This window comes from Oleidesulfovibrio sp. (assembly GCF_047973035.1).
Taxonomy (GTDB): Bacteria; Desulfobacterota; Desulfovibrionia; order Desulfovibrionales; family Desulfovibrionaceae; genus Oleidesulfovibrio.
Map to the genome: position 1 here is coordinate 1 of NZ_JBKEBF010000015.1, position 12496 is coordinate 12496.

The window sequence follows — 12496 nt, forward strand, 5'->3', positions numbered from 1 at the left end:
AGGGTAAAATCATCCGGCCAGATGCAAACGGCTATCCTGTTGCTGTGACTCCCCCCCCACCGCCTGCCCCTACCCGTGCGGAGTTGTACACGGCAAAGCAGGCGGAAATACGCGACGGGGCAGAAACAATCCTGACCCGACTGGCTACCGAATACGGCGCGCTGGAGCGCCAGACATGGGATCAGCAGGCGGCGGAAGCCGATGCCCTGCAGGCGAATCCGGACGCACCCGCACCGCTGGTGCGTGCCATTGCCACCGCGCGTGGCATGCCACTGGCAGACCTTGCCTCTCGCATCCTCGCCAACCGTACGGCATGGGTGGCTGTGTCGGGCCATGTGGTAGGCCAGCGGCTGGCTTATCAGGATGCGCTGGAAGCGACCAAAAACATGGATGATGCTCAAGCGGTGGAAGCAATTACAACTCTTAATCCGGTGTTTTTGTTGCCTGAGCCTCAAGGCTCGGTTGCGACGTAATCCACGGCATCGGTATTGCCGATGCTCACCGTTCTTTCACAATCAAATAGCGAAGATAAAAGAAAACCGGCTGCGCATACTGCACAGCCGGAATCACCATAAGGAACAGGCGGGGGTGCACCAACACCCCCACTGGCGCGATGTTAGCCCATCGCACCACGGCCCCCTGAATGGCTGTAACCATTCAGAAAGATAACCCGCTGCTCCAGTCGTCTGATCAGACTAAGCAGGGTTGTACCCAAGGGCCAAGCCAACTGACAAGAAAAAATGAGAAAAGAAATTCGCTGTGAATGTTGTAATCGGCTGTTAGCGAAAGGTACGGCTGCTGACCTTGAAACTGTTTGCCCACGTTGTGGAGCTGTTTTGGTTATCACGATGCAGAAAGTGGTAGTCCGCCGTCCTTCCCAAAAGAGTAGCTGGCGTAAGTAATACACCTATTGAGCGCCCAGAGCGCCAGCATAAGAAAGCCATGAGCTTCAGAAATAGCTTATGGCAAAAGCATACCATCCGCCTAAGTTAAGCGCGTATTTGCCGCCGCAGACACTTAACCCAGGATATATTCTAGGCAAAACAGGCCCGCAGGGCTTTGGGTGCAGCTCTTTTTATGTCGCACAGCTTCCAAGCAAAGATGCAAGGTCAATAATCACCCAATTTCATTACTCACATAGAGTTGTGAATAACTCATACCTGCATTTGGGGGTATATTTAGAGGGAGCACTGGAAGGGGTTTTGCAACTTGGTTACGCCTTACAGCCGGCCCGCGCCGGAGCCATTGTACAGGGCACTGTGCAAGGGCAATACATGGAGTTGAACCGTATGTGGTTAAGCGACCATGCCCCACGAAACAGCGAAAGCCGAGCGCTTAGTTACACAATTAAATATATACGGCGAGCTTGCCCTAGTGTTGCTTGGATACAAAGCTTTGCGGATGAACGCTGCAAAGGGCTAGGAGTAGTCTATCAGGCCGCAAACTTTTTATATTGCGGATGCCACACCACAGACTTTTACGAACTGGATGGGGAATTTTACCATAACATGTTGGTAACACGAAAAGACGTAAAGCGGGGGCTGCACTTGCAAGCGAACCTGCACCGGGCTGCTAAGCACAGCTACCGTCAATTCCGCTATATTTACTTTCTGAAACGTGACTGGATGAAACGCCTAAATAAGACCATTCAGCCTTACCCCAAACCAGCCTCTCAATAAAATGTAAATAAGGCAGCTTTTTCGATCTGGAGAAGCTGCCTTTTTAGTGCCAAGCTACATGCTACGGAATGCCAAATCGCGCGCCGCCTTACATGGGGTATTCCTGCCGGTATGACGGCTGGTTTTGACCCACCAGTTTGACCCAGTTGACGCGGATAGGGCTTCTGGTGGTCATATTGACCCGAAACAGCAAGAAATATATTTTAAAAAACAAAAGGATTACAGCGTGTTAGCTGCAACCCATTCATTTTTTCTGGTACCGAGGGCGAGACTCGAACTCGCAAGGGATTGCTCCCGGCGGATTTTGAGTCCGCTGCGTCTACCAATTCCACCACCCCGGCATTTGCGAGATGGTTCTAATAGGATGGACAGGGGGGAGCTGTCAACAATTTGATGGAAAAAAGCGTGATAAAACGAAGAACGCTGTTGGGCACAAATAGAAACTTGCCAAAACAGGAGATTGCAACGTTGGGGGAGAGGCTTTTCGGGCATCCTTTAGCATTTTTATGTTTACATAATTGTTTATTTTCAAGCCGCAGTGCGCTAGTAGACACTTTTCCATTATGCAGCGCGTCCGGCACAAGTGCCGGAGTGTATCTTTCTGGCGTTTTTTAGTGAGGTTTGTGCTGTGGTTTTTCCTACCGGTTCGCTTGTTAACCTGATTGCCATTGTGGTTGGTAGCCTTGCTGGTATTTTGCTGGGTAACAGGCTTCCTGAGCGTGTGCGCGCGATTGTATTTTCCGGCCTTGGGTTGGCTACCATGGTAATCGGTATGCAGATGGCGCTGAAAACACAGAATCCGCTTATTCTGGTGTTCAGTATTTTGCTAGGCGGTATTACAGGAGAACTGCTCCAGCTTGAGGCAGGGCTGAATAAACTGGGTGAAAAGCTGAAAGTACGCCTGAAATCAAACAATGCCCGCTTTGTGGATGGTTTTGTTTCTGCCACACTGTTGTTTGTCATCGGGTCCATGGCAATTCTTGGACCTTTTGATGAAGCTCTGCGCGGGGATAAAACGCTTTTATTCACCAAGTCTATTCTTGATGGTTTTGCCTCTGTCCCGCTTGCGGCAAGCTTTGGTTCGGGGGTTATTTTTTCTGCTGTGCCAGTATTTTTGTATCAGGGGGCATTGACTATTTTTGCAGGTTTTCTGCAGCCACTGCTTACCCCTGCGATGATGAATGAAATTATCGCCACGGGCGGACTGATGATTTTGGGAATTTCGCTGGCTCTTCTTGATATCAAGCGCATTCCGCTTTCCAACCTGTTGCCTTCGCTTGTGTATGCAGGTGTGCTTGCATACTTTTTTATGTAACCTGCAAGTTTCAGCGTTATTGAAAAACACCCGCGGCAAGGCCATTGCCGCGGGTGTTTTTTGTGGTTTTCAAGCACGGGACAGCCGCAAGGGCTTAAACCACGCTGTGTTGCATATTTATTTGCAGTTTTTTTTTCATTCCCTTGCACTTCTGATGGGAGACATTATCATTAAACGTCCGGCAGATAATTGCAGCATGCCATTCAGCCTGCCAACACGGAGTAATAATGAGCAAACCCTGCATTCATATAGAAGGCGCCCGTCAGCACAATCTTAAAGACCTGACGCTTGATATCCCCAGAGATGAGCTTGTGGTTGTGTGCGGACCATCCGGTTCCGGCAAGTCCACCCTTGCTTTTGACCTTGTATACGCAGAAGGGCAGCGGCGTTATGTCGAGTCACTGTCAGCTTATGCCCGTCAGTTTTTGCCGCAGATGGATAAGCCGGATGTGGATAAGATAGAGGGGCTTTCTCCCGCCATTTCGCTGGAACAGCAGTCCACCACCCGCAATCCGCGTTCTACAGTGGGTACCGTTACAGAAGTATATGACTTCCTGCGTGTTTTTTATGCTCGTCTGGGCACTATGTATTGCCCTAAATGTGGCAAGCCTATTGCGGCTCGTGCTGCGGATGAAATCATCGCTGATATTCTGGCCATGGAGCAGGGCACCAAGTTTATGGTCATGGCTCCGCTTGTGGAACATCAGAAGGGCACCCATGCTGACCGCCTGAAAAAACTGAAAGCTCAGGGTTTTGTGCGTATCCGGCTGAACGGTGAAATAATGACTCTGGATGAAGTGCCGCAGCTGGAAAAAAACAAAAAACATAATATTGATCTGGTGGTTGACCGACTTGTTCAAAAAGATGGAATTCGCGGTCGCCTTGCCGATTCTGTCGAGCTGGCACTGAAGTTCGGTGAAGGTCGTCTTATTATCAGCGTCATTGGCGGAGAAGAGCAGATTCACAGTACAGAATCTGTCTGTCCTACCTGCAAAATCAGTCTGCCTCCGCTCAGCCCGCAGCTTTTTTCCTTCAACAGTCCGCAGGGCGCCTGCCAGCGATGCTCCGGTATCGGTAGTGTGGATTACTTTGAATCCAATCTGCTGGCCCCGAACAAAGGACTTTCACTCGCCAAAGGGGGCTTGTTGCCGTGGAAAAATCCCAAGGTGCTGGAACGCTACGAAAGTGCGTTGAAAACATTGGGAAAAGCGCATGGTTTTACGTTGGATACCCCGTTTCGCGAGTATAGCGAAAAAGCATGGGATGCGCTTTTCAGCGGTGATAAAGGTGCCGAGTGGCCGGGTGCTGTTACTTTGCTTGAACGTGGCATGCACCTTGGCCAACAGTGGCGTGATGAGCTTTCGCGCTATCGCCAGTCCCGTCCGTGTCCGGCCTGCGAAGGAGCCCGCCTCAAGCCGGAGTCGCTTGCTGTACGCGTGGATGATCTGAATATTTTTGAATTTTGTTCTTTGTCCATTTCCCGCGCACTGGAATGGCTGGGGCAGCGTAGTTTTGCAAAGTCGCAAGCCATCATTGCCGAGCCTTTGCTGAAAGAACTGACTCACCGCCTTGGCTTTATGGAGAATGTAGGTCTCGACTACATTTCTCTGGGGCGGAACATGTCCACGCTTTCAGGTGGTGAGGCGCAGCGTATCAGGTTGGCGTCACAGCTTGGTTCTGGTCTTGTGGGCGTAACGTACGTTCTGGACGAACCCTCGATAGGGCTGCATCCCAAAGATAACGAACGCCTTATCCGTACGCTGCGAAATCTGCAGAAGCGCGGCAACACCGTGCTGGTTGTGGAGCATGATGAAGCCACAATTCTTGAAGCAGACACCGTGGTTGAGCTGGGCCCCGGCAGTGGTATGCTGGGAGGCGAGATTGTTTTCAATGGTACGGTAAAGCAGTTGCTTAGCGAATCTGACTCGCTTACCGCCCGTTATCTGCGCGGTGAAATGTCCATTCCGCTGCCGGAAAAACGGCGTACGGGAACAGGGAACATCGTGTTGCGAGGTGTAACCACAAACAACTTGCAGGATATCGATTGTGAAATTCCGCTTGGAGCGCTTACCTGCGTTACCGGCCCTTCCGGCTCAGGTAAAAGCTCTCTTGTGGTGGACTCGCTGTACAAGCACATTGCGCTGCACCAGTCCATTAAAGTCGATAGCCCGGGGCAGATTCGCGGCATTGACGGGCTTGATAGTATTGAACGCCTTGTCGCTATTGATCAGACACCTATCGGGCGTACCCCGCGTTCAAACCCCGCAACGTATACAAAAATATTTGATGAAATCCGTAATATTTTTGCCATGACGCCTGATGCCCGCAAGCGCGGATACAAGCCGGGCCGTTTCAGTTTTAACGTACGCGGCGGACGTTGCGAGGCTTGCGGCGGTGACGGGCAGATTCGTGTGGAAATGCACTTTTTGCCTGATATTTATGTCACCTGCGACGTATGCGGTGGCAAACGGTATAACCACGAAACCCTTGAAGTGCGCTATAAGGGGCTTAATATTGCCGATGTGCTGGGCATGACCGTCCGTCAGGCAAAGGCGTTTTTTGAAAACTATCCGGCGCTTGAACGACGCCTTGCCGTGCTGGAAGACGTGGGACTTGAATATCTTCGTCTTGGTCAGCCCGCGACAACGCTTTCCGGCGGTGAAGCACAGCGTATCAAGATTTCGCGTGAACTTGGAAAGCGCAGCCTTCCGGGTACGCTGTACATTCTGGATGAACCTACAACGGGCCTGCATATGCACGAAGTGGGTAAGCTTATCAGGGTGCTGCACCAACTGGTGGACAAGGGTGCTACCGTGGTAGTCATTGAGCATAACACCGATGTGATTATGGCGGCTGACCATGTGATCGACCTTGGGCCCGGCGGTGGAGAATACGGCGGGCGCATTGTTTCCAGTGGTACGCCGGAAGCAATTATGAAAGACCCTGAGTCTGTAACCGGAAGCTTTTTGCAGCATGAAGCTGCGGTAACGGTCGACAAGAAAAAAGTATAACGCCGCGTATCGTACTGCCGGCAAGGCTGGCTGCATGACGTTTGTCGCCCGCAACGGACTTTGGTTCGTTGCGGGCGTTTTTATATACTTTTAAAAATGCTTATTTATTATTTATTTTATATATTGTTAGGGCTATGTAGGGGGCGTGCTTTTGATGCGTATATGGGTATTATTACTATTAATTATTTTGTAATTATCAGAGAGCAAGCGATCGCCACGATATAGATATGTCAACAGAAATGGACTATTATGTGTTAGATATGTTGCACGGTGATCAAGCATGCTGCAATAGCCTGAGTGCTTTCCGGCAGAGCCATAGATAGAGGTCTTAGTTTCGGCGGAATAATATAGTCAAACGCCATGTTGTCGTGATGGTTTGTGATGAATGACAAATAATGTTATATCTGGTCTTTAGTTTCGTGCTTGCGGGGTACATATGCTTTGATATAAGCATACCCTCTTTGTTTATTGTTTTGTAACATTAGATTTTTTTGTTGTTGCGGGGTGACGATGAGAACTTCCGGTTCTATTAAAGAAGTGTATAGTGCACTGTTTGTAGACTTTGACAATATCTATACAAGGCTGGCTGAACAGGACCCTCAGTATGCCTATCTGTTTGCCACAGACCCTCAACGCTGGCTGCGCTGGCTGGAGTTTCATGCTTTGCGTATGTTGCATGGCGACGGGGTAAGGCGACGGATTCTAAAACGCTGCTGTTATCTTAATCCGCAAATTTTTCAGGAATTCAGACCGCACTTTGTAAGAACAGCATTCAGTGTGACTGACTGTCCTCCGCTTACCAAACAAGGCAAGACCAGTGCAGATATACATCTTGTAATTGATGCTCTGGATGCGTTGTCTCACCCGACCTATTTTGACGAGTTCATCATCCTTTCAGGAGATGCGGATTTTACGCCGCTGCTTATCCGCCTGCGGGAACATGCCCGTAAGACACTGATACTTTCTGTCGGCTTTACCTCGCCTGCATATGCGGCTGCCAGTGCATGGCGCATTCGCGAAGATATGTTTATCGGTGAAGCCTTAAGAGATCAGGAGGTCGAGCAACCCGTAGCCAAGGTTGTCAAACCCGCAGAGGATGATATTGATGAGATGGCCCGACGGGGTGCGCAGCTCGTACGGGAGTACATGCAGAAGCAGCCCAAACCTGTTCCGCTTGCAGTACTTGCCTATATGGTGCGCAAAGAGCTGGGGCTAGATCAGGACTGGATGGGCGAAGGCAAGTTCATGCCGTTTCTGGAGCGTATGAATCTTACCGAGTTTACGCATTCGCAGCAGGTACCCGGATACTTGTATGATCCCATCCGCCACGAACCGCCCAGAGAAGATGAAAATATCGTGGCTTTCAGGAATAAATATCCTGAAATGTTCGAATTTGCGCAAAGGGTACACCGTAAGACAGATCATCCTGTGCTAATGCCGGAACATTTTATCGGTCTGCTGCACTGTATTGCCGATGAGCTGGAGGAGAATGAATTTTCTTTAACGCAGACCTCGCGTAACGTGCGTGATCGTTGTTCATCCAAGGGCTTGCCTGTTGCGCGTTCGCATGTAAACTGGCTGTTGGTAGGCATTGCCCGCGGGGGGTACAAATACGGCCAGCTCCACCGTGAAAACGTGAAGGAAATGGCAAAAGCGGCAATAAAAAATGCGCATGATATGCTTATGCTGGGCAATTGGCATCTGACCAGAGAAGAAGAGTATATGCTTATGTCCTGGTTGTATCCGAAGTGTGCTGGTCAGCAGGAAGAGGGATCTTCCGGTGATTGCTGTATCGACGAAGATGCAGAACGATAAGTTGTAATCGGGCTGTTGCTTGGTCAAAAGAAATTGTTCAGGCCGGAGGGTGTTCTCTCCGGCCTGTTTTTTGTGTTAGTGAGGAGCCTCGCCCCATACTTCCTTCAGCCGGGCATCGCGTCCGCAATTGTACCGGTAGAATTTATACCGCAGCGGATTTTTGGTGTAATAGTCCTGATGATACTCTTCAGCAGGCCAGAAGGTCTGCGCTTCCAGCAGCTCTGTGGCAGGTTTCTGTGTCAGCCTTTTAGTATACAGCAAATCTTTGATAGATGCTTCTGCATCTGCTTTCTGGCTGGGAGTATGCCAGAATATTGCGGCACGGTACTGCTCGCCCTTGTCGCAAAACTGGCCGCTGCTGTCGTATGGATCAACATTTCGCCAGAAGATGTCTACCAGTTTGCGGTAGCTGACTTTTTGGGGGTCATACACCACCCTGAGAGCTTCATAATGACCTGTTGAGCCTGCGGAAACCTGTTTATATGTAGGGCTGTTTACATGTCCGCCGGTATATCCGGCTATGGTTTCCACGACACCTTCTGTTTTGTCATAGGGGGATTCCATGCACCAGAAACATCCCCCTGCAAAGGTTGCATAAGCAAGCCCCGGCGGGGGGCTTTCCGGTAGAGCCTGTCCAGCTACTGCGAGGGAGGCAATGCAAAGTTGCAGTGCAAATGCTGCTGTAATTACTGATAGAGTCGTGCTGTATTTCATAACTGAGTCCTTTAGCTGAAGCGCCTGCTGCTTTTACAAAAGCACGGCATGGATGCCTCCATTCCGCAGCTCCGATTCAAAAAGGCATGGGTAGTTGCGGTAAACCGAGGGTACGTTCACTATAGCATGATTCAGCAGTAAAGAAAGCTGCAGCTATTGGCTGCTCCAGAGCATAGCCAGACGGTCCGTCTGTTGCAGCAATATGTGTATGTATTCGATCTCCATTTCAAGCATCTCGTCGTCGTTACGGCGCAGCCACTCGCTGACCCAGGCAAACCGTAGTGCGGCAATGCGTAGCGGCAATGCTTTGACCTCCTGCGCTGTCAGCACGCCATCCCGCAAAAGATCGGCAGTCAGCGCCAGTACAAAGTCTTTTTCCAGTGCGCTGGGATGCTCGAAGCCTGCGCAGCCGATGCAGTTAGCCGCATCGTACAATACATCTTTCACCCCGCAGAATTCCCAGTCGATAATGCCGGCCAGGCCTTTTTCACATGGCTCGTCAGGGGTGGGTGCTTGTCCCCATATAATATTGATCGGGTGCAGGTCGCCGTGTGCCAGAGCCTCGCGGTGTGTGGTTGTCGCAGCAACCTGTGTGGCACCTGCCAGAGGCTTCAGTCGGGCGTATACGTGCGGTCTGCGGGATTCGATAACGTGCATGAGGGAGGCGATATACCTGTCCAGCGGCGGAGTGGGAGCCTGCATTACTCCGTTTGTTACACTGCGTGCCTGTTGCAGAAGGTTGATGAACGAGGCTACCGCATGTCCGCGCCATCCGTCGGCTATATAGTCAGGGCGCGGTAGCTCTGTGCCCAGAATAAACGGCGTAAGCTGCCACGCCGCACCTTTTATGCGGGCAATAAAAGCCTGATGTTCAGGATTTCGGGCTGTTCCTTCCAAAGCGGCAGGTGCCGCAACAGCTGGTACTCCCGCAAGTTCAAGGCCGGAGAGCATACGGGCTATTTCTTCGCGGCGGCGAGCCTGAGATGCGGCAAGCCTTTCAAGCATCCACAGTTTTCCGTTCACGTCTTCTATAACTGTGCGCTCTATGCAGCGCTCAGGGCTGCCGGGGATGGCGTATTCTGCGGCGACCCTTGCAAAAGATATATTCCATTGAGTCAGAATCTCGTTCATAGTGTATCCTTCACTGGTTGTTCCAGCGTGCACACATTGCCTTGATGCTTTGTTTGTTGTCCAGACAAAAAACTGGAGAATCGCTCCGGCTGTTGCACTATGCACCGCGTTGATTCCTGCAGGCTGTCGGGGTATGTTCTTTGCCCGTCAGTACAGGATGCTATCTGCCAACACAGGAGTTGTTGTGAGTTTTTCCCGTTTCCAACTTCATACCAGCCTGCTGGAAGCCATTGATGCACGTGGTTTTGTTCAGCCTACCCCCATTCAGAAACAGGCAATTCCTCCGGCTTTGGCCGGAAAGGATGTTCTGGGCCTGGCTGCCACAGGCACAGGGAAAACTGCGGCTTTTATGGTGCCTTTGCTGAACAGGCTGATGTGCCAGCCGGAATCGGAGCGGGGAACGTTGCGTGCTTTAGTGGTCGGCCCCACGCGTGAACTTGTCGCACAGATTTATAATGAAGCCAGAATGCTGGGCAGGCATTCGCGGTTGCGTTTTGCCACCGTGTACGGCGGCGTGGGCATGCATGCCCAGACGTTGCAACTGCGTGCCGGTGTGGATGTGCTGTTTGCCTGCCCCGGCAGGTTGCTGGATCATGTGCGGCGCGGCCATGCCGACTTGTCGCAGGTCGATGTGCTGGTGCTGGATGAGGCGGATATGATGTTCGACATGGGTTTTTTAACCGATGTGCGCGAAATTTTACGTCTCACCCGCCAGCGTTCGCAGACTATGCTGTTTTCCGCCACCATGCCGCAGCCACTGCGCGAACTGGCAGAGGAGAGCATGACCCGCCCTGTTACGCTTGAAGCAGACAAGCAGGCTGTGGCTTCAACGGTTGATCATTATCTGTGCCCTGTGTCCCAGCATCTTAAAACTCCGCTTTTGAAGTACGTTGTACGACAGTTTGCTAACCAGTCCATGCTTGTATTTGTGCGCACGCGTCATGGCGCGCGGCGTTTATGGCAGCAGCTGAGTAAATCCGGCATTGCCGCCACATGCCTGCAGGGCAACCTGTCACAGGGGCGCAGGCAGGCTGCGCTGGATGGCTTCCGGCGCGGAACCTTTCGCGTAATGGTGGCAACGGATATCGCCGCCCGCGGCATCGATGTCTCGCAGGTCGGCTATGTGATTAATTATGATTTTCCTCCTTCTGTGGAGGCATGCGTGCATCGTGCGGGGAGGACAGGCAGGGCGGACCATTCAGGTGTGGCCCTGACTTTTGTGACGGAAGAAGACGAACCGCTGGTGCGTACGCTTGAACGCGTTCTGGACGACAGGCTGGAACGCTGGTGGATTGAAGGGTTTGACTATACTGCATTGCAGAGAACTCCTTCTGCCCGTCCTGCAAAACTGCGCCGCGAACCTCGTCCCCCCCGTGTGCAACGTGCCCGTAAGCAGATGGAAGATGCCGCCAGAGAGCAGATGGCTGCTGCCAGAAAGGTTGCGCCTCATGCCGGTCAGGTGCCGGAAGGACAACCAGACCCCAATGCGGCAAAGCCCGCTTTCCGCATCGTGCCCAAGGATGCACCGGCTCCGCTGAAACCAAGGCCGGGGCAATATGTGATGAATCCGGAGCTGCTGGCACCGCAGCGAAAGCGTCGGGGCAATTCTTGAGGCTGCCTTACGCATTTGGTATAGCCAGTCGTAATATGACAACATCGCTGACGGAGCCGGTTTTCAGAAGCTCTGAAACAAGCTGGCCGGATGCAGTGACAAAATAACCATGGGAGGTACGCCATGCCGTCTTTTGACGTAGTGAGCAAAGTTGACCTGCAGGAAGTGGATAACGTGGTCAACAACGTGAAGAAGGAAGTTGATACCCGCTACGACTTTCGCGGATCAAATACCGAATTGAATTTTGACAAGGGCGCTACAAATATCAGCATCGTATCATCTGACGATATGAAAATGCGGGCTATTCAGGAAATGCTGCTGGCGAACTGCGTTCGTCGTAAAGTGGACCCCAAATTTCTGGACTTTGAAAAGATCGAACCGACCTCAAAGGGGATGGTAAAACGGGTGGTTGCGGTGCGTGACGGCATTTCCAAGGAAATTGCCCAGAAGATCGTTAAAAAGATCAAAGCGTCCAAGCTGAAGGTTCAGGCTGCCATTCAGGATGAGCAGGTCCGCGTGACGGGCAAAAAGATTGACGACCTGCAAAGTGTTATTCAGTTACTGCGTGAAGATGATTGCGGCGTACCTTTGCAGTTTATCAATATGCGTTCCTAACCGCAGGCTTTCGGGCAACGGCAGCGTTGCCGGTTATGCATAAAAGAAAACAGCGCGGCTCTTTTTGTAACAGGAAGACCGCGCTGTTTTTTTGTATCTGATTAATAGCGGATGTCGCGCACCTCATCAGCGTATAGTTCGAGGTCGTTTTTCGCACCCTGCTTGTGATCCTCCGGATACAGCAGGGCGGACATATAAAAAATGGAACCGATGCGCAGTGCATTCGATGCACTTAGGGCGAAGCGGTTCAGCCGCTCCTGTACGGATCTGGCAATGGCGTCCGGTAATGCGGTTACGTAATGTTCCGCATCATCAGGCAGCGCTGCGAGCAGTTCCGCCTTTTGACTCAGCAAAGCTCTATAGCCAGCCTGATCGTTTTGTTCGTGCAGAACCTCGTTGGCATGTTGCTCGATGGTGCGTATATGGCGGGCTTTGTCTTCTAAAAAAGTAGCCAGAGCATCCACAGGGTGGCGCTGGCGTTCGGAACCGGCTTCGTGTGTGGTCATTGCAAGCCTTCCTTGATTAAATGATTTACCCGTTGATCCTAATCGGTTGACGGTGTTGCGGCAAGAGTAAAGCGCTTTATAGCGGGTAGTTCTTGCCG

11 protein-coding genes and 1 tRNA gene are annotated in these 12496 nt (G+C 51.5%); 8 read left to right on the forward strand and 4 right to left on the reverse strand.

Features of this window, described 5'->3' with window-relative positions; translation table 11 throughout:
* The 3 genes from ACK5LI_RS04205 to ACK5LI_RS04215 all read left to right on the forward strand — a co-directional run.
* Positions 1–473 (forward strand): hypothetical protein (locus ACK5LI_RS04205; RefSeq protein ID WP_416946542.1); only part of this gene is annotated, 473 nt, incomplete at its 5' end.
* 267 nt (positions 474–740) lie between these two features.
* A complete protein-coding gene (locus ACK5LI_RS04210) occupies positions 741–902 on the forward strand; it encodes a Com family DNA-binding transcriptional regulator (protein WP_416946544.1) in 162 nt (53 codons plus the stop codon).
* Between the two features lie 60 nt (positions 903–962).
* Positions 963–1679 (forward strand): hypothetical protein, encoded by a 717-nt coding sequence (locus ACK5LI_RS04215; protein ID WP_416946546.1) that lies wholly within the window; start codon positions 963–965, stop codon positions 1677–1679.
* 254 nt (positions 1680–1933) lie between these two features.
* Here the strand turns inward: ACK5LI_RS04215 and ACK5LI_RS04220 are convergent.
* Positions 1934–2020, reverse strand: a tRNA-Leu gene (locus ACK5LI_RS04220).
* A gap of 287 nt (positions 2021–2307) precedes the next feature.
* On the opposite strand from ACK5LI_RS04220, the gene ACK5LI_RS04225 reads away from it, so the two are divergent.
* The 3 genes from ACK5LI_RS04225 to ACK5LI_RS04235 all read left to right on the forward strand — a co-directional run bounded on the left by ACK5LI_RS04225 (position 2308) and on the right by ACK5LI_RS04235 (position 7820).
* A complete protein-coding gene (locus ACK5LI_RS04225; RefSeq protein WP_416946548.1) occupies positions 2308–2994 on the forward strand; it encodes a DUF554 domain-containing protein in 687 nt (228 codons plus the stop codon).
* Between the two features lie 227 nt (positions 2995–3221).
* Positions 3222–6005 (forward strand): excinuclease ABC subunit UvrA, encoded by a 2784-nt coding sequence (uvrA, locus tag ACK5LI_RS04230; RefSeq protein ID WP_416946550.1) that lies wholly within the window; start codon positions 3222–3224, stop codon positions 6003–6005.
* A gap of 510 nt (positions 6006–6515) precedes the next feature.
* Positions 6516–7820, forward strand: coding sequence for an NYN domain-containing protein (locus ACK5LI_RS04235; RefSeq protein WP_416946552.1), 1305 nt, complete (start codon positions 6516–6518; stop codon positions 7818–7820).
* A 75-nt stretch (positions 7821–7895) separates the two neighbouring features.
* Here the strand turns inward: ACK5LI_RS04235 and msrA are convergent, their stop codons facing one another.
* The gene (gene msrA, locus ACK5LI_RS04240) at positions 7896–8534 is read right to left on the reverse strand and encodes a peptide-methionine (S)-S-oxide reductase MsrA (protein ID WP_416946554.1); all 639 of its coding nucleotides are present in this window, start codon (positions 8532–8534) and stop codon (positions 7896–7898) included.
* A 153-nt stretch (positions 8535–8687) separates the two neighbouring features.
* A complete protein-coding gene (locus ACK5LI_RS04245) occupies positions 8688–9665 on the reverse strand; it encodes a phosphotransferase (protein WP_416946556.1) in 978 nt (325 codons plus the stop codon).
* A gap of 184 nt (positions 9666–9849) precedes the next feature.
* On the opposite strand from ACK5LI_RS04245, the gene ACK5LI_RS04250 reads away from it, so the two are divergent.
* Both ACK5LI_RS04250 and ACK5LI_RS04255 read left to right on the forward strand, forming a co-directional pair.
* Complete coding sequence (locus ACK5LI_RS04250; protein WP_416946558.1) at positions 9850–11277, forward strand: DEAD/DEAH box helicase; 1428 nt, start codon at positions 9850–9852, stop codon at positions 11275–11277.
* A 123-nt stretch (positions 11278–11400) separates the two neighbouring features.
* Complete coding sequence (locus tag ACK5LI_RS04255) at positions 11401–11892, forward strand: YajQ family cyclic di-GMP-binding protein (RefSeq protein WP_416946560.1); 492 nt, start codon at positions 11401–11403, stop codon at positions 11890–11892.
* A gap of 101 nt (positions 11893–11993) precedes the next feature.
* Here ACK5LI_RS04255 and ACK5LI_RS04260 read toward each other — a convergent pair whose 3' ends face one another.
* The gene (locus ACK5LI_RS04260; protein ID WP_416946562.1) at positions 11994–12398 is read right to left on the reverse strand and encodes a hypothetical protein; all 405 of its coding nucleotides are present in this window, start codon (positions 12396–12398) and stop codon (positions 11994–11996) included.
* Between the last annotated feature and the right edge of the window lie 98 nt (positions 12399–12496).

Coding starts and splice junctions, on each gene's coding strand:
- ACK5LI_RS04210 (WP_416946544.1), top strand. CDS start 741: ATGAGAAAAGAAATTCGCTGTGAATGTTGTAATCGGCTGTTAGCGAAA.
- ACK5LI_RS04215 (WP_416946546.1), top strand. CDS start 963: ATGGCAAAAGCATACCATCCGCCTAAGTTAAGCGCGTATTTGCCGCCG.
- uvrA (WP_416946550.1), top strand. CDS start 3,222: ATGAGCAAACCCTGCATTCATATAGAAGGCGCCCGTCAGCACAATCTT.
- ACK5LI_RS04235 (WP_416946552.1), top strand. CDS start 6,516: ATGAGAACTTCCGGTTCTATTAAAGAAGTGTATAGTGCACTGTTTGTA.
- msrA (WP_416946554.1), bottom strand. CDS start 8,534: ATGAAATACAGCACGACTCTATCAGTAATTACAGCAGCATTTGCACTG.
- ACK5LI_RS04245 (WP_416946556.1), bottom strand. CDS start 9,665: ATGAACGAGATTCTGACTCAATGGAATATATCTTTTGCAAGGGTCGCC.
- ACK5LI_RS04255 (WP_416946560.1), top strand. CDS start 11,401: ATGCCGTCTTTTGACGTAGTGAGCAAAGTTGACCTGCAGGAAGTGGAT.
- ACK5LI_RS04260 (WP_416946562.1), bottom strand. CDS start 12,398: ATGACCACACACGAAGCCGGTTCCGAACGCCAGCGCCACCCTGTGGAT.